Annotated in this window: 24 protein-coding genes; 20 read left to right on the forward strand and 4 right to left on the reverse strand. The window is 39.7% G+C overall.

What is annotated here, in order from left to right; translation table 11 throughout:
* Positions 1-18: 18 nt before the first annotated feature.
* Together BLS02_RS00760 and BLS02_RS00765 are read right to left on the reverse strand one after the other, a co-directional pair.
* The gene (locus BLS02_RS00760; RefSeq protein ID WP_092491061.1) at positions 19-333 is read right to left on the reverse strand and encodes an ArsR/SmtB family transcription factor; all 315 of its coding nucleotides are present in this window, start codon (positions 331-333) and stop codon (positions 19-21) included.
* A gap of 857 nt (positions 334-1190) precedes the next feature.
* Positions 1191-2159 carry a sugar phosphate isomerase/epimerase family protein gene (locus BLS02_RS00765; protein ID WP_092491062.1) on the reverse strand — a complete coding sequence of 323 codons (969 nt, stop codon included), beginning with the start codon at positions 2157-2159 and terminating at the stop codon, positions 1191-1193.
* 208 nt (positions 2160-2367) lie between these two features.
* Here BLS02_RS00765 and BLS02_RS00770 point away from each other — a divergent pair, with 208 nt between their 5' ends.
* From BLS02_RS00770 to dacB, 6 genes are all read left to right on the forward strand, one after another.
* Positions 2368-3357 (forward strand): LacI family DNA-binding transcriptional regulator, encoded by a 990-nt coding sequence (locus BLS02_RS00770; protein ID WP_092491063.1) that lies wholly within the window; start codon positions 2368-2370, stop codon positions 3355-3357.
* A gap of 126 nt (positions 3358-3483) precedes the next feature.
* Positions 3484-4443 carry a substrate-binding domain-containing protein gene (locus tag BLS02_RS00775; protein ID WP_092491064.1) on the forward strand — a complete coding sequence of 320 codons (960 nt, stop codon included), beginning with the start codon at positions 3484-3486 and terminating at the stop codon, positions 4441-4443.
* A 77-nt stretch (positions 4444-4520) separates the two neighbouring features.
* Positions 4521-6035: a sugar ABC transporter ATP-binding protein gene (locus tag BLS02_RS00780; RefSeq protein ID WP_092491065.1), complete on the forward strand. Its 1515-nt coding sequence runs from the start codon at positions 4521-4523 to the stop codon at positions 6033-6035.
* Positions 6028-7008: an ABC transporter permease gene (locus tag BLS02_RS00785; protein ID WP_092491066.1), complete on the forward strand. Its 981-nt coding sequence runs from the start codon at positions 6028-6030 to the stop codon at positions 7006-7008. The genes BLS02_RS00780 and BLS02_RS00785 overlap by 8 nt, the downstream gene beginning before the upstream one ends.
* 11 nt (positions 7009-7019) lie before the next feature.
* The gene (locus tag BLS02_RS00790) at positions 7020-8054 is read left to right on the forward strand and encodes a Gfo/Idh/MocA family protein (protein WP_092491067.1); all 1035 of its coding nucleotides are present in this window, start codon (positions 7020-7022) and stop codon (positions 8052-8054) included.
* A 241-nt stretch (positions 8055-8295) separates the two neighbouring features.
* Positions 8296-9816, forward strand: coding sequence for a D-alanyl-D-alanine carboxypeptidase/D-alanyl-D-alanine endopeptidase (dacB, locus tag BLS02_RS00795; protein WP_092491068.1), 1521 nt, complete (start codon positions 8296-8298; stop codon positions 9814-9816).
* A 1220-nt stretch (positions 9817-11036) separates the two neighbouring features.
* On the opposite strand, the gene BLS02_RS00800 is transcribed toward dacB, so the two are convergent.
* A complete protein-coding gene (locus tag BLS02_RS00800) occupies positions 11037-11396 on the reverse strand; it encodes a Lin0512 family protein (protein WP_092491069.1) in 360 nt (119 codons plus the stop codon).
* Positions 11397-11688: 292 nt separating this feature from the next.
* Here BLS02_RS00800 and BLS02_RS00805 point away from each other — a divergent pair, with 292 nt between their 5' ends.
* Positions 11689-12159, forward strand: coding sequence for a DinB family protein (locus tag BLS02_RS00805; RefSeq protein WP_092491070.1), 471 nt, complete (start codon positions 11689-11691; stop codon positions 12157-12159).
* A gap of 59 nt (positions 12160-12218) precedes the next feature.
* Here BLS02_RS00805 and gdhA read toward each other — a convergent pair whose 3' ends face one another.
* A complete protein-coding gene (gene gdhA / locus BLS02_RS00810; protein WP_092491071.1) occupies positions 12219-13601 on the reverse strand; it encodes an NADP-specific glutamate dehydrogenase in 1383 nt (460 codons plus the stop codon).
* A gap of 294 nt (positions 13602-13895) precedes the next feature.
* Between gdhA and BLS02_RS00815 the strand changes: the two genes are divergently transcribed.
* From BLS02_RS00815 to BLS02_RS00875, 13 genes are all read left to right on the forward strand, one after another.
* The gene (locus BLS02_RS00815; RefSeq protein ID WP_092491072.1) at positions 13896-14444 is read left to right on the forward strand and encodes a hypothetical protein; all 549 of its coding nucleotides are present in this window, start codon (positions 13896-13898) and stop codon (positions 14442-14444) included.
* A gap of 102 nt (positions 14445-14546) precedes the next feature.
* Positions 14547-15173, forward strand: a complete 627-nt coding sequence (gene cbpA / locus BLS02_RS00820; protein WP_092491073.1) for a cyclic di-AMP binding protein CbpA — start codon at positions 14547-14549, stop codon at positions 15171-15173.
* Positions 15174-15620: 447 nt separating this feature from the next.
* Entirely contained in the window at positions 15621-16223 is a 603-nt protein-coding gene (locus tag BLS02_RS00825) for a YpjP family protein (protein ID WP_092491074.1), read from the forward strand.
* Positions 16224-16322: 99 nt separating this feature from the next.
* Positions 16323-17489: a TraB/GumN family protein gene (locus BLS02_RS00830; protein WP_092491075.1), complete on the forward strand. Its 1167-nt coding sequence runs from the start codon at positions 16323-16325 to the stop codon at positions 17487-17489.
* Positions 17490-17724: 235 nt separating this feature from the next.
* Positions 17725-18006 (forward strand): hypothetical protein, encoded by a 282-nt coding sequence (locus BLS02_RS00835; protein ID WP_092491076.1) that lies wholly within the window; start codon positions 17725-17727, stop codon positions 18004-18006.
* A gap of 154 nt (positions 18007-18160) precedes the next feature.
* On the forward strand, positions 18161-19369 hold the full coding sequence (locus BLS02_RS00840; protein ID WP_092491077.1) for an acyl-CoA dehydrogenase: 1209 nt from the start codon (positions 18161-18163) through the stop codon (positions 19367-19369).
* 18 nt (positions 19370-19387) lie between these two features.
* Positions 19388-20161 (forward strand): SDR family oxidoreductase, encoded by a 774-nt coding sequence (locus BLS02_RS00845; RefSeq protein WP_092491078.1) that lies wholly within the window; start codon positions 19388-19390, stop codon positions 20159-20161.
* 27 nt (positions 20162-20188) lie between these two features.
* On the forward strand, positions 20189-20752 hold the full coding sequence (locus BLS02_RS00850) for a TetR/AcrR family transcriptional regulator (RefSeq protein ID WP_092491079.1): 564 nt from the start codon (positions 20189-20191) through the stop codon (positions 20750-20752).
* A 28-nt stretch (positions 20753-20780) separates the two neighbouring features.
* On the forward strand, positions 20781-21170 hold the full coding sequence (locus BLS02_RS00855; RefSeq protein WP_302846736.1) for an acyl-CoA thioesterase: 390 nt from the start codon (positions 20781-20783) through the stop codon (positions 21168-21170).
* Entirely contained in the window at positions 21163-22239 is a 1077-nt protein-coding gene (locus BLS02_RS00860; protein ID WP_092491081.1) for a phosphotransferase family protein, read from the forward strand. The genes BLS02_RS00855 and BLS02_RS00860 overlap by 8 nt, the downstream gene beginning before the upstream one ends.
* Before the next feature lie 6 nt (positions 22240-22245).
* Positions 22246-22980 (forward strand): 2-phosphosulfolactate phosphatase, encoded by a 735-nt coding sequence (locus BLS02_RS00865; protein WP_092491082.1) that lies wholly within the window; start codon positions 22246-22248, stop codon positions 22978-22980.
* Between the two features lie 24 nt (positions 22981-23004).
* Entirely contained in the window at positions 23005-23979 is a 975-nt protein-coding gene (locus tag BLS02_RS00870) for a quinone oxidoreductase family protein (protein ID WP_092491083.1), read from the forward strand.
* A 658-nt stretch (positions 23980-24637) separates the two neighbouring features.
* Positions 24638-26245: a long-chain-fatty-acid--CoA ligase gene (locus BLS02_RS00875; protein ID WP_092491084.1), complete on the forward strand. Its 1608-nt coding sequence runs from the start codon at positions 24638-24640 to the stop codon at positions 26243-26245.
* Positions 26246-26325: the final 80 nt, after the last annotated feature.

A 26325-nucleotide genomic window follows, 5' to 3' on the forward strand; every position in this document is an offset into this window, starting at 1 on the left:
AAACAGAAATCAAACAACTTAGATTTCTGTTTTAAGATATTCAGCAAACTGACGAATGGCTTCTTCGTTTCTTCGATAGTACGTCCACTGACCATGACGAACGGATTCAAGAAGACCAGCTTTTTGCATCATATTTAAGTAGTGAGATACCGTAGATTGAGAAGCTTCGGCTTTTTCTTGAATGTCTCCTACACATACTCCCCCTTTATAACTTACCTCTTTTGGCAGGTGAGCGCCTTGTTTAGGAAAATGCTTCTCTGGTTCCTTCAACCACTGTAAAATGTTAAATCTAGTTTTGTTTGATAACGCCTTAAATACATCGATAGGTTCCATAGTTCTTATTATATATCGATTTTTTCCGATATGTCAATTAGCAGAAATTAGGTGATTACCCATGATTACTTATATCAAGTAACAATTTTTATTAAATTATAAGGTATTTGTAATTTATTTGAATAAGGAATGTTACTTAACTAAAAGGTAGCTTGAGCGAGGTAAATGGAGTTGTCGTTATAGCAGCTAAATCTTATCCTAACGACTCAGTAAAGTTGAATATGGAGGAATAACTATGATCAATTAATAACACAAAATCAATTACTGCACAGTACAAGGACACTGTGCATTTAAACGACATCTATTTAGGCTGACTTTGTGAAAGAATGTACTTAAAGTAACGGGTGCGTTAGTTCAAGAAGCAGTTGAAAATAAATAGAAGAAAAATCTCAGTTCAGTGAACTGAGATTTTTAATTTTTAATTACAAATATCACTACAAGTACGATGCAAATAGTTATACAAATTTAGTTACATTTTAAAGTTTAATTCTACGTTTTGTGATAGGAAACGGAACCCGTTAAGATTTTATACCACCAAACTAGCAGTTGGACTATGCGAGACTCCTGTGGGACAGCGATCCTAAGAGACCCCACAGGGAGCGATACTCGCGATCGAGGCAGACTAAGTACGCCACGTCCTGTGCGTCGAAGGCTCGTGGTGAGCCCTAGGTGCGCGAGATATTCCAACTGCGTGGGTAGAGTGCCACACTAAATGCTACGAATTGGTTATCCATAGTTTACTTCTCAGTTTATATCAACTACGTATTAGATCCAACTATCCTATCCTGTTATTATTCGCCTTAAAGTGGAAGGTTTTAGTTATGCCCCATCCTCTTGCTTTTATTCTATGAAGCTGTTTAAGCCCACCACATCTCCCCAACAGACTCTTTCACCATAACGGGTTTCAAGTTCTCTACAGCTTTGGTGAACCCTTCATCAATGGACATTAATCCATCTTCATGTTCAATGCTAACGACATAATCATAATCCATAAGACGCAATGTGCTGACCATGTCTGCCCATGTTTTGACATCATGGCCAAAGCCAACTGTTCTGAAATACCAGGCGCGATCACGCATTTCCGAGTAGTCGGTCATATCGGTTAGGCCATTTCGGTTCATGTTTTGCTGGTCGATTATGGTATCTTTTGCATGGAAGTGATGGATCGCATTTTCACGTCCTAGAATTTTAATTGCCTCTACTGGGTCAATCCCCTGCCACCACATGTGGCTCGGATCAAGGTTTGCGCCAATTGCTGGTCCGCATGCTTCCCGTAAACGCAGCATGTTACCTGGTGTATGGACCGAAAATCCACCATGCAGTTCCAAACCGATCTTCACGTTGTGGGCTATTGCAAGATCATTTTTATCCTTCCAATATGGAATCAATTTCTGTTCCCATTGCCATTTCAGTACTTCCTGAAAGTCGTGTGGCCATGGGGTAACAGGCCAGTTTGGATACAGTGCTCCTTCATGATCGCCAGGACACCCTGAGAAAGTGTTTACAACTGGAACATCAAGCTTGGAGGCGAGACGTATTGTCTTGTTCAATAACTCATCTGCAGGTTTAGCAATTTTCTTCTGGGGATGAAGTGCATTGCCATGACAGCTTAGTGCACTTATTTCTAATCCATATTCCGTGATCTTCTGTTTAAATTGCTGGAGCTTGGTTTCATCATTTAGTAGTTCATCAACCTTGCAATGTGCATCCCCCGGAAATCCACCGGTACCTAATTCAATTGCTTCAAGTCCTTTTGATGAAACATAACGTAACATATCATCAAAAGTCTGATCAGAAAATAATACTGTAAAAACACCTAATTTCAAAGAAAGGACCTCCTTCAATATAATTATCAGAATATACTGCCTTGTAATCCATTACATTATTAACATATATAATTTATCCTATTAAATCAATAGTTTTATATAAATTAAATTTTTGTATTGACAGATAATTTGATATCGATTACTATAAAAATTGTAAACGATTACAATCAAATAGTAAATTGATATGATGGAAAGTAGGACATAAAAGATGGCAAACATCCAGCAGGTTGCTAAACAAGCAGGAGTTTCCGTAGCAACGGTGTCCAGGGTATTAAATGGGCAAAGTACGGTAACCGCCAAAACAAGAATTAAAGTAGAAGATGCAATTAAAAAATTAAATTATGAACCAAGTTTGCTGGGGAGAAACCTACGAAACTCGGAAAGTCGAATTCTTTTAATTCTAATACCAAAAATTGCAAATCCATTTTATTTGGACATAATTAATGGAATTGAAACTGCAGCACTAAGTCAGAATTACAATATTCTTTTATGTGAAACGGATTCAAATCCTGAGCGGGAGAACATTTACTTTGATCTAGTCAGGAAAAAAATGGCTGATGGAATAATTTCAATGGATCCGGCTGTAAACATTGACACTTTAACTGAACTGGCCGAGCGTCATGCAATTATCCAATGCAGCGAATACTCAGAAGACAGCGGAATACCATATGTAACAATTGATAATGAGGAAGCCGCATATCGAGCAGTAAAACATTTGATTAAAATTGGGCATGAAAATATTGCTTTGATAAATACAGATGAAAAATACTTATACGCACGTCAACGTAAAGCTGGATATAGGAAGGCATTGGAAGAACACAACATACCTGTTAATGAAGACCACATTTATTACACACAGCAATTAGGATTTGAGTATGGTCAGCATGCAATGAAGAAAATATTAGGCTCAAAAAACCGACCGACAGCAGTGTTCGCGGTATCAGACTTATTAGCAATTGGGGCATTAAAGGAAATTAACAGCCATGGTCTAAGTGTACCTAATGACATTGCAGTTGTAGGCTTTGATAAGATTGATTTTTCAAACATGACAAATCCAACACTGACAACAATCGCACAGCCAATGCACAGGATGGGCACGATAGCCGCGGAGATGCTGATTGATAAGATAAAAGGTGCTGATATTGAGAGTATTATATTAGATCATGAACTCGTTATTCGCGAATCAACCTCAGGATAAGGCAACTAAGAGTAGCGCTCTGTTATTGAATAGTATTTTGATAATAGAGCGCTGGCCTTAGATGTCGATGTAATCGATTACATTATAAGGAGAGCGTTTCATTAATAAACTAAGGGGTGAAATTTGTTGAAGAAATTACTAGTTTTATGTTTGGCATTAGCAGCGGTAATTAGTTTGGCAGCATGTGGTGAAGAAGGAAAAAGTGAAAGCGGAGATGATAGTCTTACAATTGGGATTTCATTGCCATCTGCAACACATGGATGGATGGGAGCATTAATTGAAAATGCGGAAAATCAGGCAAAAGAAATCAAAGAAAGTGAAGGCATTGATTATGTAATGACCAATGCAGCTGATCCAAATAAGCAGGCAAATGATGTTGACGATTTAATCTCACAGGGTGTTGATGTTATTGTAATGCTTCCAATCGAATCAGCGGCACTGTCACCGGTAGGACAAAAAGTTAAGGATGCTGGAATTCCATTAGTAATTGTTGACCGTGAACTTGAAAACGATGCAGCATCGGTTGTTGTTAAAGGTGACAACGAAGGAATCGGTGTGAACGCTGGTAAGTATTTTATTGAACAGTTAGACGGGGAAGGCAAAGTTGTTGAAATAACAGGTCCTCCGAGCTCAGTAACAGAGCAGCGCGGTGCAGGATTTAAAGAAGCAATGGATGGTGCAGAAGGGATTGAAGTAGTCGCTTCACAAAGTGGAGAATTTTCAACTGAAACGTCATTAGAGGTTATGTCAAATATTCTCCAGGCCCAGCCAGAAATCGATGCTGTATTCACACAGGATGATGGAATGGCTCTTGGTGTCGTTCAGGCAATTAAAGAAGCAGGACGTGAGGATATACAATTCGTAACTGGTGCAGGCGGAGCTAAAGGCGTATTCGAAAGTATTAAAGATGACGGTTTAATTTCGGCAACTTTCCTCTATTCACCAACAATGGTTAGAGATGGTGTGAAAATTGCAGCAGATATAGCGCAAGGTGAGGATCCAGAAGAATCAATGGTGGTAAAAGAAGCAACGAAGGTTGTAAAAGATAATGTTGAAGAGTATTACAATCCAGATTCAAAATTCTAATAAAATATCAGGAAATACAGCATGTGTGAAAACCACTACTGTATTTCCTCTTTTCCTATAAAAGGAGAGTATAATACATGTCTACAAATCCTTTCATGGCCATGAAGAACATCAAAAAATCATTTAATAACGTTCCTGTTTTAAAGGATGTTTCGCTGACAGTGGAGCACGGAGAAATACATGCGTTACTAGGAGAAAACGGTGCCGGGAAATCAACCTTAATGAACATATTAGGTGGGGTTCATCAACCTGATAATGGTACTATCTATGTAAATGGGAAGAACGCTAAAATGACCAATCCTAGAGTTTCACAACAGCATGGGATTAGTTTTATTCACCAGGAACTGAATGTTGTATCAGATCTGCGAGTTTATGAAAATATGTTTTTAGGCTCAGAACTTTGCAATAAAATGGGTTTTGTAAAAGTAGAAGAAATGTGTAAACAATCAAGTGAAGTACTTGCTGAGTTAGGTGTTGAAATAAATCCTAAAGAGTATGTACGAAATCTAGATACCTCGTATAAACAATTAATAGAAATTTCAAAGGCTCTACTACATAATTCCACACTTATTATTATGGATGAACCGACATCCGCATTAGCAGAACATGAAGTGGATCGGTTGTTTGAACTAATGAAGAACCTGAAAAAGTCAGGTGTTTCAATTATTTATATTTCCCACAAATTGAAAGAGATAAAAGAAGTCTGTGATTGCTATACAGTACTTCGTGACGGGGAACTGGTTGGCGGTGGCAGTATGGAAAATGAGATCTTAGATACAATCACCAACCTGATGGTAGGAAAATCAGTATCTGAGGACCGGTTTGTACAAGAGCATGAATTTGGACCGGCAGCGTTAGAAGTGAACAACTTAACAGATAAAGAATTCTTTAATGATATTAATTTTACGGTCCATAAAGGCGAAATTGCCGGTTTTACAGGATTAGCTGGTGACGGCAGAACAGAGCTGTTTGAAAGTCTGTTTGGCTATCGAAAAAAATACACCGGTGAAATAAAGATAAACGGTCAAGTGGTAAATATAAGTCATCCCAAACATGCATTAAAAGCTGGATTAGGCCTTGTCCCGAAAGATCGAAAGGAAAATGCAATTATTAAAGATTTAAGTGTAGTTCATAACATGAGCTTATCCTCTATGGCACATTTTGAAAAAACAGGCTTTATCCAGGAGAAAGTGGAGAAGAGTAAGTTTCAGTATTATAAAGAGAAATTAAATATTAAGGTAGCTAATCCAGGAGTAACAATTGATAAGTTAAGTGGTGGTAACCAGCAAAAAGTTGTTATTGCCAAATGGCTTGAAGTAAATACGGATATTATTATTTTCGATAATCCTACACAAGGGATTGATGTAGGGGCGAAACGTGAGATTTATCAACATATTATTGAATTAGCTGAACAAGGAAAGGGCGTAATTATTTTATCTTCTGAGGCACCTGAATTATTAAAGATTTGCCATAATATTCATGTCATGTATCAAGGTGAAATAACTGCTGAGTTTAAAGGGGAAAATGCAACAGAAGACGGTATTATGAGTTATGCAACTGGCTCGAAAAGGGAGGTCGTAACAATTGGCTAATACAGAACGGAAAGAGACCAATCATCAAACAAGCAAATCGAATAATCCTAGCAGGCTTTCCTGGTTATGGTCAGAGTACAGTGTCATTATTGCATTCCTGATTATATTTATAGCTGCATCGATAATGAGCCCAAGGTTTTTAGACATCAATAATCAGCTAAATATATTAATGCATGTTTCGATTATCGGTATTATTGCATTAGGGATGACCGTTGTAATGTTATCCGGAGGTATTGATTTATCAGTTGGTTCTGTCCTGGCACTTGTTGGTGTAATTACGGTAATAGCATTAAATGCTTCAGGTAGCATTTTTATAGCTGTTTTAACAGCATTTATTGTTGGCTCATTCGCGGGACTGCTCAATGGGTTAATGGTCGCCAAGGGAAAAATTGCATCGTTCATTGCCACGCTTGGGATGATGGCGGCAGCTCGTTCCATCGCATTATATATTGCCGACGGTGGAAGTATGTCTGGGGAAGTATCTGGATTTACGGCTATTGCGAATTCCGATTTATGGATGATTGATTATCCGATTATTATATTCCTCATTATGACCGCTTGTGTATATATTTTAATGCATAAAACACGGTTTGGACGATATGTATATGCTATTGGCAGTAATGAGAAAGCAGCTGTTTTATCAGCAATTCGTGTTGATCGTGTGAAGCTTGGCGTCTACAGTTTAGCAGGTTTACTTGTCAGTGTGGCAGCAATAATTGAAACATCACGTCTGAATTCAATTTCGTCATCAAGCTCCGGCATGCTCTATGAATTGGATGCTATTGCAGCAGTTATCATTGGTGGTACTCGAATGACCGGAGGCAAGGGAAAAATCATTGGAACATTCTTTGGTGTGCTGATTCTGGGCATTCTCAATAATACGATGAACTTGATGAATGTTTCTCCACACCTTCAAGGATTGGTAAAAGGTTTAATTATAATTATAGCAGTAGTATTTCAGAAGAGAGAATAGGAGGCGGTCATTTGAATATAAAAGCAGGTATTATCGGATGTGGTTCAATCGCTAAGTTTCGTCATGCACCAGAGTATAAGGGAAATCCATATGTAAGTGAAATTGTTTTTTATGATAGAAACCCGGAGCGGTCAGCGGAATTAGCGGAGCTGTTTGACGGAAGCGTTGCAACAACCATTGATGAATTGTTAGCAGATCCCTCAGTACAGGTTATTAGTGACTGTTCTTCAAATGAAAATCATCACTTGTTTTCAACCAAAGCACTGCTTAGTGGGAAGCATGTCCTATGTGAGAAGCCTATCTCCCTTACAATCGAACATGCAAATGAAGTGGTCGAGGCGCAAAGGAAATCCGGGAAAAAGTTAATGGTGGATCACAATCAGCGATTTACCCGTGCTCACCAAAAAGCCAAGGAAATACTTAACAATGGTGAACTTGGTAAAATTCTCACATTTAGAACTACTTTTGGGCATCAGGGCCCAGAGCATTGGGGTGTGAACAAAACAAACTCAACATGGTTCTTCAAAAAAGACCGCTCAGGATTCGGTGTTGCGGGTGACTTAGGTATTCACAAGCTAGACCTGATCCATTACTTATTGGACGATGAAATCGAACAAGTAAGTGCTTTTCAAGGAGCTCTTGATAAAGTTGACGAAAACGGTGAACCAATTGAAGTTTGTGACAACATCGTTTCCAATTTGAAAACAAAACAAGGCCGACTTGGTACAGCAGCCTTTTCCTGGACTTATTACGGTGAGGAAGACAATAGCACAATTATCTATTGTGAAAAAGGAATTATGAAAATTTATCACGATCCTGAGTATCAGATTGAAGTGATTACCAAAGATGGTGAACAGGTAAATTATCAGCTTGAGGCTATCCAAACGAATGATAACCAGACAAATACTGGTGTCATCAACGCATTTATCAACTGTGTCCGCCTTGATGAAGAGCCACTTGTAACTGGCCAGGATGCACTGTCATCACTCAAAGTGGTCCTCGGTATACTGGAAGCCGCAGAGACGAATAGTGTTGTAAAAATTTAAGCGCACAGTTTAATATTTAATAATCTAGTTAAGTACCCCCTTCCTGATAATATCTAGGAAGGGGTTTTTTATTAGCTAGTTTTCTACCATTGAAATAGTTAATTAAAACCGGATATTATGGACTATATTTTTGCCGGACATAGGTGAATGGAATGATTTTGTCGAAAATAGGGTTAAATTAAGATGATATTTTAGTATAATTGAAAATATTCAAATAAATCTAAAAGGATGTGAACAGTTTATGATCACAAAGGGGTATGTTAAGCAGTTATTTCTGTTTTTCCTTCTGGCAATGGTTGTTGTTATACTATTTGCCAGTCAGGAGAAACCCTTTGTAACAGCATCTGAAGATACGGCAGAAACAGTAAATGAGAATGATCAGTTAGCGGACAAGCTTGACGAAATTCTCCGTCACGAAAGTCTGGAAGGAACGAGTAAAAGTGTCAGTGTTCGAGAAGCTAATACTGGTGAACAACTCTATGCGCGTTCTGGTGATGAACGCCTTCATCCGGCATCTAATATGAAGCTGCTGACAGGTGCAGCAGCTATGGAGACATTGGGGCCAGATTATCAATTTACCACAGAGGTACTGACGGACGGTAATATCAGAGGGAATGCCCTTCATGGAAATTTATATCTGAAAGGAAAAGGTGATCCGACACTGATGAAAGGTGATCTGGATCAGTTTGCAAACGAATTAAAAGATCAAGGCGTCAGTGTCATTCAGGGCGATTTAATGGGTGATGATAGCTGGTATGATGATATCCGCCTGTCACTGGACCTAAACTGGTCTGACGAGCCTTATTATACGGGGGCACAGGTTTCAGCGCTATCCTTGTCCCCAAATGAAGATTATGATGCGGGAACGGTTATTGTTAAGGTTTATCCAGCTGATGAACCTGGCGGCGAGCCAGACGTCAGTGTTACGCCTGCAACCGACTATGTCACGATTGTCAATGAGGCCAAAACAGTCCCAGCAGGCGAAAACAAGGACATTTCTATTGAACGGCAGCACGGAACAAATGATATTTTAATTGAGGGAACCATTCCTGTTGACGGGACACGCTCCAGGTCCTGGGTTTCTGTTTGGGAGCCGACAGGATATGCGCTTGATGTATTTAAAAAGTCACTTGAGGAAAATGGCATTAAACTGACAGGAAATTCGGATGTGACAAGAGGTGTAGCACCTGAGGATGCAACTGTACTTGCTTCAAGGAAATCGATGACTCTGGAAGAGCTCTTTATTCCGTTCATGAAATTGAGCAACAACGGCCACGGTGAAATTCTAGCAAAAGAAATGGGGAAAGTGGTACATGGCGAAGGAAGCTGGGATAAAGGAATCGATGTCATTGAAGATGTGGCAGCTGACCTTGGCGTAAACCGTGATACAATCCTTTTGCGAGACGGGTCAGGTATGTCCCACAAAAACATGATTCCGAGCAATGAACTTACCAAATTTTTGGCTGCAATTCAGGACAAAAGCTGGTTTCCGGCATTTGAAAACGCCCTGCCGGTTGCTGGTGCACCAGAACGTCTTGTTGGTGGCACGCTTAGATACCGTATGACGTCACCGCCAGCCCAAGGTAATGTTGTAGCCAAAACTGGCTCATTAACTGGTGTGTCAACGCTTTCCGGCTATGTCACGTCACAAGATGGAAAAGAATTGGTATTTTCCATTATGCTAAATAATTATTTAGGCAATGCGGATTCCTCCATTGAGGATTCAATTGCAACAACCTTGGCAGAGCATGAATTCCAGTAATAAAGAAAAAGCCTGGAACATAACTAAAGACGAATAATAACAGGATAAGATGTTTAGAACGTTCATTTTCAAATACTAATTATTATAAACTGCGAAGTAGACTGAAGGTAACCAATTCGTAGTATTTAGTGTAGTTCTCTAACCACGCAGTTGGAATATACTCGCTTTCCGTGGGCTCACGACGAGCCTCCTCGCTCGCATAGAACGCTCCCTGTGGGGTCTTCTTTGGCTCGCTGTCCCACAGGAGTCTCGCATATTCCATCTGCTGGTTTAGAGGGTCTAAAATCTTGTTTATATCATCACAACATGTATTTATTTTATTGAATAAGTGAGCAAATACAGCGGAGGAAATACACGTAGAATCCTGCGGGAGGAAAGGCAACGGCGAGACCCACAGTGCGGAGCACGAGGAGGCTCGACAGCCGCCCGCGGAAAGCGAAGTGTATTTTCGGAGCGGCATAATAGCACTCAAACTTTTTAAAAAGTATGTCGCAGTTTATATCTAATCAGCAATAAAAAATAAATCCGAACTAACTCGAATTCTATTTGAAGAATTTTGAATCATAGCTCGGATTTTACTTTTCTAAAAAACTTTTGTCTCAGCCACTTCCATATTTGGGATAGACTGCCAATTCAGCCAAGCCATCATGAAAACCAGCCATCGCAGCGATTACCTCAGTATTTTTAAATTTCCACAAAATTGTCGATATTTTATTGCCACTTCTTTGTCCTGAGAATCGAATATAGTTACACAAAGTATTATTTTTGAAAAAAAATAATACAAACAACATTAAATGTCGTATGACCCAAAAAAAAGACTGTATATAGATAAATTGCTTGGTAACTCCTAGTGTCGTTGTTGTACGGAAGCACTTTAGCGGACATGAGGGACCTTATTTTATGGAAAACAAGTAATATTAAGGTTTAAGCGGACACCAGATACCTTATTTGCTAAAATTAGCCCTATATCACTTGGATATATGTTAAATAAGTGCTCCTGTGTCCGCGTATCCCTCAAAAAGCACTTTTTAACCGAAATAGAGGCTCCTGTGTCCGCTAAATATCTGAAAGAATGGCGTTTAGTTTATCACAGCTATTAGAATGAAAAACAGCTTTTAGAAAAACCAAGCCTTTCTTCACTGTGAATTTAATCGTGAAAGTTAGTAGTCATAGGTAAGACCTAGAATCATCAAGTGTCCCCTAATCTAACCAGCAGACTTTTAATAGCCTACCTCAACGGCAGCATTTACGATATACATTAAATCATTGTCATCCTGTTTATCTTCGAGAATAATTCCACTCGAAGTAGCCATTCCACCGTCTGTAACATCGACGGTCACCGTACCATATGGAATGATATCTTTTACTTCTTCAATGTCTAAGTTATCACGGTCGAGTGGAACAGCCAGGCGAACATTTACTTTCATATTTTCAATCCGCTGACCAGGAAGGCTTTTCGCAATCCCTGGCATTGAGTTTCCATATATTGCATCTTCAACTGCGCGAACCGAAGCTTTTGTGACATTTTGACCATGCACATCTATTCCGGTGCCAGTTTGAATAAAAAGAATTTGTTCCATGCTGGATCACTCCTTGTCGAGTTGTTTATAGGTAGAATTCCCGATTAAAAAATCACATAAACACAAACGCTTCATATTTAGCCAAATTAGTTGTACGAAGTGGATAAAAAGTAAAGCATATACCAAAGAAGCATTGTGATGTGGTTATCCTGTAGGTGGAAGATCAGAACTATCATACAGCGGAATTATTTTAAAAAATCAGGGGGTCCCTTTTTATTTGAAATTATAGCAAATAATGTAGCATAGTAGATGTAGTATATTTATAAAAGTTAATTTAATAGGAGGATTATAGATGAGTACAATGGATGAAGTTGTTGATGGTTGGTTGAAACATAGGCTAGTAGTGCAAGAATTGCTAGAACAAGTGGATGACGAACAAGTTCAGTACAAACCTTGGGATAATGCGAAGTCACTAGGCGATTTGGCGGTTCATATAGCAACATCGATGGACATGTTTGTTAAAACGGTGAAAAATGGAAAGTTCACTCCTCCACAAGAGGAATCAAATTATGAGACAATGCGTGATGTACGCGAGATTCTCAAGAAATATACGGAAACAACCAAACAGGATCTAAAATCTCTTTCCAAATCACAACTAACAGATGAAGTTGAGTTCAACAAAGATATTGCGCCAGGAAGTTTCTGGCTTTCTAATGCAATTGATCACGAGATACACCATAAAGGTCAATTATTTACATACGCTCGCATGGCGGGGGTTGAAGCAGTACCATTTTTCATGAAGCATCCTTCAGAATTAAAATAAGTGGTTTGTAAAGTTATAAGAGGCTGACTTTAATGTCAGCCTCTTCCTAGTTGATTTTATTAGGTAATACCATGTGCCACCATAGCATCAGCCACTTTGAGGAATCCAGCAATATTTGCACCTGCCACCAAATTGCCAGGTGTTCCAAATTCCTCTGCAGCTTGAATGCTTTTCCGATAGTTATCTCTCATGATTTCTTTTAATTTTATATCGACTTCTTCAAATGACCATGATAGTTTCCCGCTATTTTGTGCCATTTCTAAAGCAGAAACAGCTACGCCTCCAGCGTTGGCAGCTTTTGACGGCGCAAAGATAATATCGTTGTCCAGAAATACATTGATAGCCTCCAATGTAGAAGGCATGTTCGCACCTTCACCGACGACACTAACTCCATTCGCTACTAGCATTCTTGCAGTTTCTTCATCAATTTCATTTTGTGTCGCACATGGCAAAGCAATGTCACATGGGATTGACCAGATATCCTTGCAATCCTCGGAATACAGAGCATGAGGATGTTCTTTCACATATTCACTGATTCGTTCTGATCCATCTTCCTTCAGTCTTTTTATCGTCTCAAGATTTATTCCATTTTTATCAAAAATAAAGCCATCAGAATCACTGCAAGCCACAACTTTTGCGCCCAATTCTACAGCCTTTTCAATCGCGTAGATGGAGACATTGCCTGAGCCTGATACAACTACAGTTTTTCCGTTGAAGTCAAGTTCTTTGTCCTTCATCATTTCCTGAACAAAATACACAGTGCCATAGCCAGTAGCTTCACGACGTGCTAGACTTCCGCCGTATTCAAGTCCTTTACCTGTCAATACGCCTGCTTCAAAGCCGCCGCTTAATTTTTTAAACTGCCCAAACATGAAGCCGATTTCTCTGGAGCCGACTCCAATATCGCCTGCTGGCACATCGATGTTCGGCCCGATATATCGGTGTAATTCGGAAGTGAAGCTTTGTGTAAATCGCATTATTTCCAACTCTGATTTACCCTTAGGGTCAAAGTCAGATCCGCCTTTTCCGCCTCCAATTGGCTGTCCTGTCAGTGAGTTTTTGAAAATTTGTTCAAACCCTAAAAATTTAACAATGCTGGTGTTCACAGAAGGGTGAAAACGCATACCGCCTTTATATGGCCCGAGTGCACTGTTGAATTGAACACGAAATCCGCGATTCACCTGTACAGTGCCGAGGTCATCCACCCATGGCACCCTAAATGTTATGACTCTTTCCGGTTCGACAATTCTTTCTAGTATGCCGTAATTAATATATTTAGGATATTTATCAAATACGGGAATTAGAGAGTCGAATATCTCCTTTACTGCTTGAAGAAATTCGTATTCGTTGGGGTTACGTTTTTCAACTGTATTATATACTTTATTCACATAATCTTTGGCAATTTGGTCTTCCTTTTTTAAAACATCTTGCACTGTATCCATGCAGCTCCTCCTTTAGTACTTCAATGTCATAGTTAGGTGTTGGTAACAAGGAAAAAGATCTGAGGTTTACTATATGTTCAAATCCTTAATAGACATGGGATATTCTCCGAAAGTGACTCTATTATTACTATGTAAACGAAAATGGAGTCATTTCGATGAAACTACTATTATACACTAATAATCTAAAGAGTGCAAAAATTGATAATCCATAATTACGCTTATCTTAAACTTTTAATTTAACTAAACTTTCATCTATACTTAAGTTACAGATTTTGATCTTGAAGGAGGAATCAAATGGATAATACGATACAGACTTATTTTGAAAATTTACAATCCGGTGATAAGAACTTACAATATGAGGCTTTTAACAATATTCTTGACGCTACCAAAGTTGAAGTGGACTGGGCATACGAGGTTTGGGATCAATTGGTGGTTGATTTAACGAATTCTGATAATCATGAAAGAGCCAGAGCTGCACAGTTTTTATGCAGTTTGGCAAAAAGTGACCCCGAAAAAAGGATATTACATGACTTTTCAGCAGTATGGGAAGTAACAAAAGATAAAAAATTTGTTACAGCCAGACATAGTCTGCAATCAATGTGGAAGGTAGGTCTTGCAGGTACTGAGCAAAAAGAGATGGTTATCAAGCACCTCGTTAATCGTTTTAATAATTGCCCTTCCGAAAAAAACTACACATTAATTCGCTTCGATATTATTAAAAACCTTAGTAATTTGTATGAAGTATTGAATGAAGCAGAGATAAAGAACACAGCACTAAATTTAATTGAAAAAGAAGAAGACAAGAAGTACAGGAAAAAGTATTCCTCTGTATTTCAGGTTTAATGATTTAATTTTCTAACTATTGATATTATAATGAAAATATAGGAAAATAGTAAAAATATATTTAATAATTCATAGTATAAGAGAAATTAGGAGGTAAACAAAATGCTTATAAAAAATGATTATGTAAGTAAACATGATGTTAAATTTGTTAAAGAAATTGACAGTATGGAATATGCATTAAATAAACTGGAGGAAACCGGTTATCGCTGTATTCCAGTATTGGATGAATCAGAGTCTAAATACGTCGGTAATATTTACAAAGTTGATTTACTTGAATATGAAAGAGAACATTCCCTCGATGGAGCCTTGAAGGAGCTTGTTTCTGATCAGGATGGCTATGTAAAAGAAGATGATCAATTCTTTAAGGTATTTTCTTCGATTAAGCGTCTTCCTTTTCTTGCAATCATTGATGATTCAGAAGAATTTATTGGGATATTAACAAACGGAAATGTCATTCAGGTGCTGGAGAATGCCTGGGGAGCAAACATTGGAAGCTATTCCCTAACAATTGGAACGCTTGAATACGCCGGGGTCCTAAGAAAGATGCTTAAAATTGTTAATAAATACTGTAATGTGCAGAGTGTTATTTCGCTGAATAATGGCTCTAAATATGTTAGAAGGGTATGCATTGTTCTTCCTGAAGAAGCCAACGAACAAATGGTAAACAGCATAAAAAAAGATATGGACAAAAATAATTTCACTGTAACAGACGTAGAAAAATTGAATTAATTGCAGTTAGATATAAACTGACATAATGCAGAAAAATGCTAGAGTGCTATGACACCACTTCGGAAATACACTACGCTTTTCAGGTGAATCGCGCCGAGCTTTCCTGCAGGGAGTCTCCGTGTATTTCCTTCGCAAACATGGCGGTTTATTGGAGCATAGGGCAGTCGACTCCTGCGGATCACCGGCTAAAACCGGTCATGTCCTGTGACCAACGCCGGTACTAGAACGTCCTGTTCGTCGAAGCAACAGCTGAAGATCCCACAGGAAGCGGTTTATGCTTCCGAGGAAGCTGAAGCGTGCGATTGTCCGAAGCGGAAATAAACATTGCTCAGTGTCGCAGTTTACACCTTTTTGTCAACAATCTTTTAAATAAAATAAGAGAATAATGTAGACATTTCTCTTTAACATGGTAAAATTTAATAGAGTACATTAAAGGGGATATTTTCTATGAAACTATGGTTCAGAAAAATTTCAGTTATCCTTATCGCAATTATGACCTTAGGGATTTATGTCCCGCAAATTTCTCTGGATAGAGAAGCAGAGGAAAATAGTGAGGCTATTTCACCGAAGTCGGATATTGATGAATCCGTTTCAGTTGCTTTACCTGAGGTTATTAATCAAACGGAAACTGATCAAATTCCCGATGAAGAAATCTTTATTAATGAAATAACCAAAAAAGCCAAAGAGCAGACATTCACCAAAATGGGGCCTAAGATTGTAACACATGTAGAAGACGATTTCATGACTGCTATTTTGCCTAAAATTGAGGAATCCCTTAATATGATTTTAGCAGAAGCAGGAGAAGACGAAGTCCCTTTTTACAACATTACTGAGCGGCCATCACAGGGTCTGGGTGAAAAGATTTTTAATATATATGATAATCGAACAAAAAAAGATATTGCACGATTCCATGTTCGGCGTGACAACCGGCCGTTAGAAGGATACTGGTTTAACTTCCATTATCATTTAAATAGTGATGGTTTTGAAAACCACCACGAAATTGGTGAGATTTATTGGGATAAAAACAGTCCGCCTAAATGGATGACATAATGATGGAAAGCCTGGTTTTCACGCCAGGCTTTTGTTTGTCTAAGATATCATTATATAATGGATAAAGTGATTAATGAAGTTATAAAAGGAAGGTAGTTTATGTCTGAAGAGAACATTACCAGGATAAATATAGATGATAAAGAATTAATTCTTATTGGAACTGCGCACGTGTCAAAGCATAGTGCAGAACAGGTAAAAGAAGTTATCGAAGCAGAAAAACCTGATTCTGTTTGTATTGAACTGGATGAACAACGATATAAATCAATTGTTGATGGTAACAAGTGGAAGGATATGGATATATTTAAAGTTATTAAAGAAAAGAAAGCAACTCTGCTTTTAATGAACCTTGCCATATCATCCTTTCAAAAACGCATGGCAAAGCAGTTTGGTATTAATGCAGGACAGGAAATGATTCAAGGGATTGAATCAGCAAAGGAGCATGATGCTGGCCTCGTACTTGCAGATCGGAATATCCAAACTACCTTTTCACGTATTTGGAGTGGTATCGGACTAAAGGGTAAGGCTATGCTTCTCATGCAGGTTATTGGCAGTATTTTTACGAAAGAAACAATATCTGAAGAAGAACTGGAAAAAATGAAGTCACAGGACATGCTAAATTCAATGCTGCAGGAGTTTACCGATAGCTTCCCTAAATTAAAGAAGCCTTTAATTGATGAGCGTGACCAGTATTTATCCCAGAAAATTAAAGAGGCACCAGGTACGAAGGTTGTTGCTGTATTGGGGGCGGCACATGTTCCCGGGATTAAACAAGAAATAAATAATGAACACGATTTGGAACGGTTGGATGAGGTACCTCCTAAATCTAAGATTCCTAAAATTATCGGCTGGTCAATCCCAATCCTCATTCTGACAGTTATTGCATATACATTTTATGCAAATCCTTCTGCAGGTATCCAGCAAACGATAAGCTGGGTATTATGGAACGGATCTGTTTCAGCGATTGGAGCGGCAGTTGCCTTAGCACATCCGCTTGCAATTCTTACTGCTTTTGTAGTGGCCCCATTAACCTCACTAAATCCATTAATCGCCGCTGGCTGGTTTGCGGGAATTGTTCAAGCTTATATTCGCAAACCAAATGTAGCTGATTTTGAAGCTATTTCAGAGGATGTGTTTAGTGTGAAGGGTTTTTGGCATAATAAAGTAAGTCGTATTTTGCTTGTCGTTGTGTTGGCAAATCTGGGAAGTTCTTTGGGAACATTTATTGGTGGAGCCGATGTGATCCGTTTATTCATAGAAAACTTGTAGCGTAGGAACAAAGGCGCAAGCGCCTGTTCAGTGCCGTATGGACTGGACTGACCCGTGTGAGATAAAGGATACACGAAGAGCGTAAGCGATTCGATGTTGACTTATCGTAGACACGGGGAGGGAAGTCCACTAGGCGCTAGGCGCTGGAGCTGGACGTCGCTGATTCGGAAGTCCAGTTATCCAGAGCATTTAAATTTTATAATTTCTTAACCCACAAGAAAGCTGGAGGGTGTACATGTATTTAATTGCCGAGCAGCCGTATTTTAAGGTTCAACGGGAAGTAAGCAGTATCGAACAAAGAGATGTTGAGTATGAACGTACTATCTATATGTATAATGAAAAAATTGTAACACAGCATCGTGAGTTTTCGATTGAAAATGTACTTGATATGTCTTATCGGGTTATTGGCAAGGAAGGCGGTCTATTGTATTTACATACAAATAAGGGTGTCTATTCATATACAGTAAAATCATCTCCGCAACAATTTATTAATGCTTTTAAAGAGCATGTGAAATAGTACTAAGTAACAACGTCAGGACAATTCCTAATTCCAATTGTATCTGGCGTTTTTATATTGCATTTCTTTCCTTAATCATTTATAATTAATTACAATATTCTGAACATACTATCCAGTTAGTAAGTTAATTAGAAGATAAGCAGGAGATGAAGAGATGGATTTTTCGTACTCTGAAAAAGTTATCAATATGCAGAAGAAACTGACAGATTTCATGGAGGAGCATGTTTATCCAAACGAAAAAGTCTACGATGAGCAATTGAATCAGCAGGAAAGTCGTTGGACAGCTGTTCCGCCAATTATGGAAACGTTAAAGCAAAAGGCCAAGACACAAGGGCTTTGGAATTTATTTTTGCCAGAAAGTGAGTATGGAGGCGGATTAACAAATCAGGAATATGCACCACTTTGTGAAATTATGGGACGCTCGATGATTGGTCCTGAGGTGTTTAATTGTAACGCTCCAGATACAGGCAATATGGAAGTGTTGCATCGTTACGGGACTAAGGACCAAAAGCAAAAGTGGCTGCTCCCGCTTCTTAATGGAGAGATTCGGTCATGTTTTTCGATGACAGAGCCTGATGTTGCTTCAAGTGACGCGACAAATATTGAATCGAGCGTTGTCAGAGACGGTGATGAGTATGTAATTAATGGCCGGAAATGGTGGTCGTCTGGAGCTGGTGATCCACGATGTGAGATTGCGATTGTCATGGGCAAAAGCGACCCAGAAGCTGCTCGGCATGAGCAACAGTCGATGATTTTAGTACCACTTGATTCACCAGGGGTAAAAGTGGAGCGAATGCTTCCTGTGTTCGGTTATGATCATGCACCACATGGGCATGCAGAAATTACATATGACAATGTAAGAGTCCCTGCTGAAAATATGATTTGGGGTGAGGGTAAAGGTTTCGCGATTGCACAAGGGAGACTTGGTCCAGGACGCATTCATCACTGTATGCGATTAATTGGTGCTGCAGAACGAGCACTTGAAGATTTATGTAAGCGCGTACAAAACCGAGTTGCTTTTGGCAAAAAATTAGCAGATCAGGGTGTTGTTCAGGAATGGATTGCTGAATCACGAATAGATATTGAACAAGCCCGGTTATTAACGTTAAAGGCAGCCTACATGATGGACACAGTTGGCAACAAGGAAGCTAAAACAGAAATAGCAATGATCAAAGTTGTTGCACCAAATATGGCATTACGGGTGATAGACAGAGCAATTCAGGCGTTTGGTGGTGCAGGAGTGAGCGATGACGTCACGCTTGCTGCGCATTGGGCGAATGCGCGAACACTCCGATTAGCCGACGGACCTGATGAAGTCCACCGCAGGCAGATAGCAAAATTAGAGCTTCGAAAACATTCATAAAATTGGAGGGAATGTAACATGAACGTACTAGAACTATTTAAATTAGAAGGCAAGACGGCAATTGTTACAGGAGGAGGACGGGGCCTTGGAGCGCAAATTGCCCAGGGGTTAGCAGAAGCAGGCGCTAATGTTGTAGTTTGCTCCCGTAAACTTGAAGCATGTCTGGAAATGAGTGAGGAATTAAAGAAACTAGGTGTTGATTCACTGGCATTCAGCTGTGATGTTACAAACCAGGATGATGTTAAAAAAGTAGTCGATGAAACGAAAGCTCACTTTGGATCCATTGATATTCTTGTGAATAATAGTGGTGCTACATGGGGCGCACCTGTTGTCGATATGCCGATTGAAGCTTGGCAAAAGGTAATGAACGTAAATGTAACGGGGACGTTTTTAATGAGTCAGGAGGTTGGCAAAGTAATGATTGAACAGGAAGGCGGTAAAATCATTAACATCGCTTCGATTGCTGGCTTTGGCGGAACAGATCCAAGATACATGGACACAATCGGCTACAATACGAGTAAAGGGGCAATTATGACGTTCACGAAGGATTTGGCGACTAAATGGGGACAGCATAATATTAACGTAAATGCCATCGCACCAGGGTTTTTCCCAACAAAGATGTCAAAAGGGTTAATTCACACAGGAAAAGATAAAATTTTAGAAGGAACGCCGTTAAATCGCTTGGGAAGTGACGCTGATTTAAAAGGGGCGGCATTATTCCTGGCATCAAAGGCATCTGATTATGTCAGCGGTGATATTCTATCAGTCGATGGCGGTGCACATGCTTTATAAATATATCAAACTAGCGAGGAATATAATATGAAAGAAAAGATAACAACTCAGAGTATTATACTTTTTGAGAAAAAAGGATTCAGTCAAACGTCAATTCAGGATATTGTCGATGTGCTGGAGGTGACCAAAGGGACATTTTATTATTATTTTTCAAGTAAAGAGCAGCTGTTAATGGATATTCACTCTGATTACATTACGAATCTATTAGAACGGCAGCAGCTTATTTTGGACAATCAAAATCTTTCACAAAAAGAGAAATTAAGCAGGACAATCCGATTACTGGTAACAGATATAGCTGATAAAGGGCCAAGTGCACGGGTGTTTTTCCGTGAGGTGAGGCATTTGGCTAATGAAAACATTGAAAATATTAAAAAGAAGCGTGATCAGTTTCGTCTGAATATCGAAAAGACGGTTAATGAAGGTGTTCAGCAAGGTGAATTCCGCAAAGGACTACGGACGGATATGATTACGTTTGGGATTTTAGGTATTACAAATTGGAGTTACCAGTGGTATAAGCCAGATGGAGAAATATCGATTGATGAACTGGTTGAAATTTATGTGGATATGATTTTGAAAGGGATTGAGCAATAGGGGGTGAGGTAGGCTGGATATTCTTGATATAAAAGTTCGTGTCAGTGAAACAGACCTGTTGGGCCACATTAACAATGCGAGTTATTTTATTTATATGGAAGAGGCAAGAATTGATTTTTTGAAAAAGCTTGACATTGATATTGAGAATGGTGATTTTGCTTTTATGTTGGTTTCAGCAAAGTGTGACTTTATCAGGCAAGGATATTTTGGAAAGACACTCAAAGTCGCCACAGAGGTATTAAAAATTGGAACCAAGAGTATAACGCTGACAAGTACGATGACGGAGAGTGAATCAGAAGATTTGATTGCTAGAGGTGAGGTAGTACTTGTTTATTTTGACGTACATGCAGAGCAAACAATAGAGATTCCGGAGTCATTCAAGGATAAGCTGCAGGCGCATATGAAGGGAGATGACTGAGATGAAATCCGGTTTTAAAGATACAATCCGCGTCCGGAATGGTGAAGAACTCGATAAAGATCCACTATTAAAATTTATCAGAGAAAATATCGCAGGAGTCCCGGATGGACCGCTTGAGGTTGAACAATTCGGTGCTGGGCACTCAAATTTGACATATTTATTGCGAATAGATGACTGGGAAGCAGTATTGCGCAGGCCGCCACTAGGTCCAGTTGCCCCAAAGGCACATGATATGGAGCGGGAGTATACGGTGTTGTCGGGATTACACCCATCATACCCAACAGCCCCAAGGCCTCATGTATTTTCGGATAATACTGACATTGTTGGCAGCCCTTTTTTTATCATGGAACGAAGAAAGGGGATTGTACTGGATACCGAATTTCCTGAGGGGGTAGTGTATGATAAGCCGCTGGGGCACAGGATTTCGGAGCTGATGGTGGACAAATTGGTAGAACTTCATCAAATTGATTACACGAGAACCAGCCTCGTCAACATTGCTAAGCCGGATGGATTTATGGAGCGTCAGGTGAAGGGATGGATTAAGCGGTACGATCGTTCAAAGACTGATGATGTACTAGGGGTAGCCGAGTTAACATACTGGCTTACGAATAATATTCCTGTATCACCTGATCCAACGATTATCCATTATGATTATAAGCTGAACAATGCTATGTTTTCCGAAGATTTTAATGAAATGACAGGATTGTTTGACTGGGAAATGACAACTGTAGGTGATCCATTGGCAGATCTTGGGGCTGCCATGAGTTATTGGATAGAGGCTGGTGATCCAGAATTACTGAAAAAAGGACTAGGAAAGCCTCCTGTGACCGTAATGGATGGATTTTTTACCCGTACGGAGTTTATCGAGGATTACGCAAAGAAAAGCGGTCGTGATGTCTCAAGTATTCACTTTTACCAGACATTTGCGTACTTTAAGCTTGCAGTAATTTGTCAGCAGATTTATTTCCGATACAAACAAGGGCAGACAAGTGATTCGAGATTTTCTCAATTTGATAAATTTGTATCCAACTTAATTCAATATGCGTTGCATACTGCCAAGGGTGTGTGACGTCTTGTGAAGGTCCATCTTCTCTGGAAAAAAGAAGAAATCGATGATCTACAACTGAAAGGAGATAAAATTGCGGTCGTATTTGATGTGCTGCTTGCCACATCGACGATTGCAACGTGTCTGGCCTATGGAGCAAAACAGGTAACTCCAGTACTGAATGAAAAGGAAGCGTTAAAAGAAGCGGAAGCAATAAAAAAAGATGATGTTTGTCTTGTTGGAGAGCGTGACGGCATAACGATTAAGGGTTTTTTGGACCCTGTACCATTATTTCTTAAGAACCACATAGCCGGTAAAAAGGTGGTGTTGTCAACAACGAATGGAACAGTAGCGATTCGTAAAGCAGCATCAGCCAAAAAAGTGTATATGGCATCCTTGTTAAATGGCGAGGCAGTCGCCCGTCGATTGATTGAAAGATATGACAATGAATCGATTGTTGTTGTTTGTTCCGGATCAAACAATTCATTTTGCATCGAGGATTTTTATGGAGCGGGATATTTTATTGATCAGCTTGTAAGTGCCTATAGCCATGAACAGGTAGATTTAACGGACAGTGCCATGGCAGCAAAGTTATTTTATGAGAATTTAAGTGATCAAGCGGAAAATGTGCTTCAGAATTCACATGTAGGCAAAATGATGGCTGAATATGGTGTTGAAAATGAAGTGGAATTTGTTAGCAGAAAGGGCATATTGTCCGTTGTGCCAAGGTTATTTGACGGCAAAACAATTGTTGCAGAAGACTAATTTATATGGAGGATTGCTATAGTTATGAAAGCAGTACAATTAAACGAATATGGTGGACCAGATGTGCTGGAGGTTATTGATAAAAATAATCCAGCCTACAGCGAAGATGATGTATTAATTGAAGTGCAAGCAGTTGGTGTTAATTATGCAGACACTGCCAGGCGTGAGGGTAAATATGTAGTACCAACTAATCTTCCGTTTATCCCAGGTGCAGAGGTTGCTGGGGTGGTCAGCGAAGTTGGTTCCAATGTAAAAGGTATACAAAAAGGTGCAAGGGTTGTCGCACTAATCGAATCTGGAGGCTATGCTGAATATGCAGTTGTACCGGCAACATCAGTAATTCCTGTTCCGGATGGTGTGGAATTTGAACGTGCAGTAGCACTTCCATTACAAGGGTTGAGTGCCTATCACATTTTAAAAACGATGGGCCGATTAGAAGAAGGTGAGACGGTTCTTGTCCATGCAGCTGCTGGTGGAGTTGGTTCATTGGCTGTCCAGCTTGCAAAGTTATTTGGAGCAGGAAAAGTGATCGCCACTGCCAGCAATCAGGAGAAACTGGCGTTTGCGAAGCAGATGGGTGCAGATCATGCTGTAGATTATACCAAAGAAGATTGGGAAGAAGAAGTTCGTGAATTAACGGATGGAGAAGGTGTTGATGTTGCACTGGAAATGGTCGGAGGAGAAGTTTTTCATAAAACGATTGAATGTTTAGCGCCATTTGGCCGCCTGGTTATATATGGAGCAGCAAGTGGTGAACAGGCAAAATTTTACCCAGGTGCACTAATGAAGCGCAATCAATCCGTTGTAGGGTTCTTCCTGCCACAAATCATGCGAAAGCCGAAACTTTTTCAAAATAGTCTAAGTGAACTTTTAACGTATGTACAAAAAGGAGAGCTTGAATTAACGGTAGGCGGAACATACCCATTAGCAGATGCTGCAAATGTTCATGCTTTAATGCAGGGAAGAAAAACAAAAGGGAAACTAGTTTTAATTCCATAATATCATCGTAGGGCACTTTTCTTGGGGGATTTGTTGCATATTAGTCTTCGTAGTTGATCTAAACTGCGATGTAATGTGGAAAATACATGAGTGCTATGACACCGCTCCAGAAATACACTACGCTTTCCGCGGGCAACGCTTCAGCTTCCTCGGAAGCAAAAACCGCTTCCTGCGGGATCTTCAGCTGTTGCTATTCCCGCAGGAGTCTCCGTGTATTTCCTGCGCTGGATATTGCTCACTTTACCCTGAAAAGTGATGGATAAAAAACAGGATTATAAACCATTTAAACCAGCAGATGGAATAACTCTACGACGTTAATCTTATGGAATATAACTACTCATTAATCAGGAAATCTCTATCAGTGGAGGCAGAATACGCAGACTCCTATGGGAACAGCACGCTCCGAAGACCCCGCAAGAAGCGTTTTTTGCTTCTGAGGAGGCTGAGGTCGTGCCCATGGAAAGCGAAGTATTCTGCCGGAACGAATTTAAGCGCTCAACAATCATTAGAACAAGAGAAAGCAGCATAAAAGAAAATTATCACTGTGCTGCAGTTCATATAAATAGCAAGAAACTTTTAGATAACAACCTATCGTAAAATGTTCAAGCAATGAATAAGTTTAATGTAAGCGTTATCAAAATAAGGGGGAGGAAGACTAATGAATAGAACTTGGTTAAAGCACTACCCGGAGCATATTAAGAAGGAGCTTGAAATACCTAATGACTCGGTCCCAGATATGCTAAAGAATGCAATTGCCAATTATGGGGATCATCAGGCACTTTATTTTTATGGAAAAGAAATCACGTATAAGGAGCTTGGTACACAAACAGGAGCATTTGCTTCGTCTCTTCAGCAAGATGGTCTCAGTAAAGGAGATCGCGTGGCTGTTATGCTTCCAAACTGTCCGCACTATGTAATTAGTTACTATGGAACATTACAAGCCGGTGGAACAGTTACGCAAGTGAATCCGATGCTAGTTGGAAAAGAACTTGAGCATATATTAACCGATTCAGGGGCAGAAACAATCGTTATCTATGAACCATTACTTCCCGTCTTGAACCAAATTATCGATAACACATCTGTTAAGCGCGTGATTAAAGTAAACCTGGAAGGGCGAGACACTGAAGACAGCATGACAGTAGGATTCACAGCTTTTCTGAAACAAGCGAAACGACCACCTGTGCCAGTAGAAATTGATCCGAAAGAAGATGTGGCTGTACTGCAATATACTGGTGGGACGACAGGGCGTTCGAAGGGAGTTATGCTTACACACCGAAATATCTTAACTAATACGTTGCAAGTCTATGAATATTTTAAAGATGAAATTCAGACCGGGAAAGACCGCTATCTCACGGTAATACCTCTTTTTCATGTGTTTGGGATGACAGCCTGCATGAATCTTTCCATTTACACCGGATCATTAAGTATCATGCTGCCTAAATTCGAATTGGAGGAAGTGCTGCAAACGATCAAGGACTTGAAGCCAACCTCGTTCCCAGGTGTTCCGACGATGTATGTAGCATTAACAAGTCATCCAAAAGCAGAAGAGTATGGAATTGACAGCATCCGTATTTGTAACAGTGGCAGTGCTCCGATGCCAGGTGAATTACTACGTTCTTTTGAAGAAAAAACCGGGGCTAAAATCCTGGAAGGCTATGGTCTTTCCGAAAGTGCACCAGTTACACACTGTAATCCGTTTTTTGCCGAAAGAAAACCAGGCAGTATTGGCATAGGAATCCCATCTACTGACTATAAAATTGTTGATTTAGCAGAGGGAACCGAGGAAGTACCTGTTGGTGAAACTGGCGAGATAGTCATTCGAGGTCCACAGGTAATGAAGGGATACTGGAATATGCCTGAAGAAACGGCCAACACGCTTCGTGATGGCTGGTTATACACAGGAGATATTGCCCGTATGGACGAAGATGGCTATGCCTATATTGTTGATCGTAAAAAGGACCTGATTATTGCAAGTGGGTTTAATATTTATCCTCGGGATGTGGAAGAGGTTATTTATGAGCATCCAGCCGTCCAGGAAGCGGTTGTTGTTGGCATCCCTGATGCATATCGAGGAGAAACCGTCAAAGCGGTTGTTGTATTAAAAGACGGCAAGCAATGTGATGAAGAAGAGCTTATTGCATACTGCAAAGAAAATATGGCGTCCTATAAAGTACCGAGGGTAGTCGAATTCCGGGATGAACTTCCAAAGACAAACGTAGGAAAGATTTTAAGACGGGCAATTAGAGATGAAAGTTTACAGAAATAAGGTAATGGAGTTAATAGGGTATATTGAAGTGCCCTATTAGCTCTCTCTTAAATCAAACATACTAACTGGTTGGTTAGTAA

This window comes from Virgibacillus salinus (assembly GCF_900102415.1).
GTDB classification, from domain to species: Bacteria; Bacillota; Bacilli; order Bacillales; family Amphibacillaceae; genus Lentibacillus; species Lentibacillus subterraneus.